Source organism: Streptomyces misionensis (assembly GCF_007896895.1).
Taxonomy (GTDB): Bacteria; Actinomycetota; Actinomycetes; order Streptomycetales; family Streptomycetaceae; genus Streptomyces; species Streptomyces misionensis_A.
Window position 1 is genome coordinate 36,186 of the sequence record NZ_VOGW01000050.1, and the last position, 4,297, is coordinate 40,482.

Consider the following 4,297-nt stretch of genomic DNA (forward strand, 5'->3'; position numbering starts at 1 on the left):
GGTGGGGCGTCGTGTACGGGGACGACCTGTTGGATGTCCTCTACCGCAACGATCCGGAAAGCGCCCGGGAAGTCACCGCCAGGTCCGCTCTGTGTCCGCAGCCCCAGGGGCGGGTGGACGGCCCCGGCGCCCCGCCGCGCGCGGCGCCCCCTCCATCGGCATCGGACCCGGTCCTCCCCCGCTCCGGCGGACTCCACGCGAACGAACCGGAACCGGCCGACGAGACGGGGACTCCCGCGTGGAGACGGGCCGTCCCGCCGCCGTGCCGGGGACCACCGGGCCGGTGGTGCTGGGCGCCCCCGTGCTCAGCTGGGCGAGAACCAGAGCATGCCCACCAGCAACGCCGCGATGAAGAGGCCGGCGCCGCCCAGCACGGCCGCCAGCCGGGAACGGCGCAGGAGCGGCAGCTTCGGGCGGCGGGTGGCGGCCCGGTGCACGCTCGTCCGCCACTCGGTGTCCGCCGCCGGGGCGAAGCCACCGTGCGAGTGGGCGGCGGGAGCGGCGCCGAGGGCCGCTGGGACCGCGGCCCGCGGGCCGGTGGCGTGCGGGCCGGTGGCGTGCGGACCGTTCGGGCGGCTGTGACCCAGGTGTTCGACCGGCAGCGGCTCCGGCGCGCCGCGCCAGGCTCCGCGCCCGAACCAGTCCGCCACCTCCTCGGCGGTGGGCCGGCTCTCGGGCTCCTTGGCCAGCAGGCCGAGCAGGTAGTTCTCGAAGGCCGCCGGGAGGTCGGTGCGCATTTGGCGGGGCGGGGCCGGGGTGGAGTCGAGGTGCTGATGGAGCACCGCGAGCGGGCTGTCCGCCTGGAACGGAGGGCGTCCGGTGAGGAGTTGGTAGAGCACGCAGCCCAGGGAGTACACGTCGGACGCCGGGCCGGCCGTGCGGCCCAGGGCCCGCTCGGGCGCGAGGTAGAGGCTGGTGCCGACGATCTGTCCGGTGGCGGTGAGGGCGGCACCGGGATCGTCGAGGAAGCGGGCGATGCCGAAGTCGCCGATCTTCAAGGTGTCGTCGGCGCCCAGCAGGAGGTTCGCCGGTTTGATGTCCCGGTGCACGATGCCCTGCCGGTGCGCGACGGCCAGCCCGACGGCGGCCTGCGAGGCGATATGAGCCACCCGCTCGACGGGCAGCGGCCCGGACACGGCGAGCACCCCGTCGAGGCTGCCGCCCTCGACCAGCTCCATCACCAGGAACAGACGGCCTTCGAACTCGCCGAAGTCGAGGACGCCGACCACGTTCGGATGGCTGAGCCGGCCGGCGGTCTGCGCCTCCAGCCGGAAACGGGAGGACGCCGTGTGGTCGGAGTCATGGGGAAGCAGGAGTTTCACGGCGACCGGTCTGCCGAGCGTCTCGTCGAAGGCCCGCCAGACCTCCCCCATGGCGCCCTGTCCGATGGTGTCCCGCAGCCTGTATCGACCCGCTATAAGCACTTGTTCTTCATCCTCATGCCCAAAGACGTCTTGATCGCCGCAGGCCATGACTCACCGCGGGGGCGGATCAGGTGGGAGGGTGCCGCAGCGGTCCAAGCCTACCGGCCCCCACGACCTCGCCTTTCCACGCCCACGTCCTCATGGATCTTCGTTGCCGAGCCGGCGCGAGGGCGGCGCCGGGCGCCGGGGAGCAGCGGAATACCCGTGCGGCGGCGGGAGTTGAGGCGGCATGACGAGCATCCGCTACCTCGGTGGCCCCACGGCCCTCATCGAGTTCGGCACGACCCGCCTGCTCACCGATCCCACCTTCGACGCCCCCGGCAGCTACCCCGTGGGCGCCCGCACATTGGTGAAGACGGCCGGTCCCTCCCTCACCGCCGCCGAGGTCGGCGCCGTGGACGCCGTGCTGCTCTCGCACGACCAGCACCCCGACAACCTGGACGCGGCGGGGCGGGCCTACGCCCTCGACGCGCCGCTGGTCCTGTCCACGGCGTCCGCCGGAGAGCGGCTCGGTGGTCCCGTGCGGGCGCTGGCCAACTGGGACTCGTACCGGCTCGAAGACGGCGTGCGCATCACGGGGGTGCCCGCACAGCACGGGCCCGACGGCAGCGAGCACCTCGTCGGCGAGGTCACCGGCTTCGTGATCGAGGGCGAGGGCCGGCCGACCGTCTACGTCAGCGGGGACAACGCCTCTCTCGACGTCGTACGGCGGATCGCGGACCGCTTCGGCCCGGTGGACGTCGCCGTCCTGTTCGCGGGCGGGGCCCGGACACCGCTGGTCGGCGACGCCTATCTCACCCTGACCAGCGACGACGCGGCGACGGCCGCCCGGATTCTGGGCGCGCGTCATGTCGTCCCGCTGCACTTCGAGCACTGGGCGCACTTCACACAGGGCCCCGGCACCCTGGAGACGGCCTTCGCGCGGGCGGGGCTCACGGATGGGCTGCACCTCCTCGAGCCCGGCGGGCGGATCGGGTTCTAGTGCGTCGGCGGTGACGGCGGCGGCGCCATGCGCAAGGCGAGGATGGCCACGTCGTCGGTGGTGTCGGCGGCGAGTCCGATGAGGAGTTCGTCGCAGAACACCTCCAGCGGCTCGCGGGCGAGGGCGGCGGCGTGCTGGCGCAGCCTGGACATGGCGTCGTCGAGGGATTCGCCCCGGCGTTCGATCAGGCCGTCGGTGTAGAGCAGCAGCGTGGAGTGCGGCGGCAGGGTGTCGTACGCGGTGGGCCGGGGCAGTTCGGGGTCCATGCCGATCAGCACGCCCGCGCCGGCGTCGAGGTAGCGGGTGTCGCCATCCCTGGTGATCAGCAGCGGCGGCAGATGCCCGGCGGCCGCGTGGTGGAGGAGCTTGGGCCCTTCCTCGGCGCTCTCCTTGACCACCGCGTAGATGCAGGTGGCGGTGGCCTGCTCGTAGAGGGTGTGGCTGGCCAGATCCAGCCGGCGCAGTACGTCACCGGGTGGCTCCCTGCGGTCGACGGCGATGCCGCGCAGCATGTTGCGCAGCGCGCTCATGGCCACGGCCGCCTTCAGGTCGTGCCCGGTGACGTCGCCGATCACCAGCACCAGGTCGCCGTCCCCCAGGACGAAGGCGTCGTACCAGTCGCCGCCGACGTGCGCCGTCCTGGACGAGGACGAGTAGCGGGCGGCCAGTTGCAGGTCCCTCGTCTCGGGCAGTGCGGGCAGCAAGGAGCGCTGGAGGCGCTCGGCGATCTGCCGGACCTCCTGGTACAGCAGGGTGTTGTCGACACCCAGGGCGAGTCCGTCGGCCACGTCCGCGAGCAGCGGCAGATCCTCCTCGGTGAACGGCCGCCGCTCGCTGAGCCGGGCCACGGTCAGGGCGCCGATGACCTCGCGGCGCGCCCGCAGCGGCGCGATGACGGCGCTGCTCGCGCCGAGCTGCTCGAACAGCTCCAGTTGCCGCGCGTCCAGAGCGTCGGCGGCCTGCTGCGGCGAGGGGATCTCGGTGAGCAGCAGCGGCCCCGCCCCGCGCAGTACCCGGGCCAGGGAGCCCCGGGCGGCGCCGGAGACCGGTGGCAGCGGGCCCTCGAACGCCTCGGGCGGCAGCGCCGCGGGCTCACGGTGCACGACGCAGAACCGCCGCACCTGGTCACGCTCGTTCAGCAGGTCCACCACGCACCAGTCGGCGAGACGCTCGACGAGGATCTCGCACACCCGGCGCACCCGCTCCGCCAGATACGGCGGTGTGACGGCCAGCGCGCTCCGGGTGTCGGCCAGCAGCGACAGCCGCTCCAGTGCCGTACGGCCCGTGTCGCCGGGTCCACCGGGCCCGCCCCCGGTCGGCACGTCGGCGGGCCGCTCGGGCACCGTCTCCGGCCGAGCCTCCGGGGCCGGGTGGCTCGGCGCGGACGTGCCCGGGGTCCGCGGGGGCGTGCTCGCGCGGGGGATGAGCTGGGCGACGAACACGGTACGGCCGTCGGCCGTCTCCTGGGTCTGGATGAACAGCCGGACCGGCACCAGCCGCCCGTCGCGGTGCAGTCCAGGGAGCGGTACGGAGCGGCCCAGGATCCGGGGCTCGCCGGTCAGCAGGAGCGAGGTGAACGCCGCCACATGGCGCCCGCGCAGGTGTTCGGGGATGAGTACCGTGATCCGCTGTCCGATCAGCTCGTCCGGGCTCCAGCCCAGCAAGTCCGCCACGGGAGCGTTGGCCGCGATGATCCGGTTGTCGTCGCCGGCCGTGATCGTCGGCACCCGGCCGGCCCCCACGTGCCGGGCGTCCCACGGCGCCAGCTCGGACGGCCGCGCGCTCGGCTCCCGGGGCACCAGCGTCCACGCGGCGGGGTGCGCGCCGGCGAGCTGGCCGATGATCTCGTCGAACAGCCAGCGGTGGAAGGCACCGATGTGCGGGAGGGCGG

General features: G+C 73.9%; 3 protein-coding genes. 1 reads left to right on the forward strand and 2 read right to left on the reverse strand.

Annotation, left to right across the window (positions count from 1 at the left end):
* Positions 1 to 305: 305 nt before the first annotated feature.
* Positions 306 to 1,424: a serine/threonine-protein kinase gene (locus tag FRZ03_RS09060; protein WP_146464651.1), complete on the reverse strand. Its 1,119-nt coding sequence runs from the start codon at positions 1,422 to 1,424 to the stop codon at positions 306 to 308.
* Between the two features lie 229 nt (positions 1,425 to 1,653).
* Between FRZ03_RS09060 and FRZ03_RS09065 the strand changes: the two genes are divergently transcribed.
* Complete coding sequence (locus tag FRZ03_RS09065; RefSeq protein ID WP_146464652.1) at positions 1,654 to 2,406, forward strand: MBL fold metallo-hydrolase; 753 nt, start codon at positions 1,654 to 1,656, stop codon at positions 2,404 to 2,406.
* On the opposite strand, the gene FRZ03_RS09070 is transcribed toward FRZ03_RS09065, so the two are convergent.
* The coding region (locus tag FRZ03_RS09070; RefSeq protein ID WP_146464653.1) for a SpoIIE family protein phosphatase at positions 2,403 to 4,297 on the reverse strand (1,895 nt) is incomplete at its 5' end. The genes FRZ03_RS09065 and FRZ03_RS09070 overlap by 4 nt on opposite strands.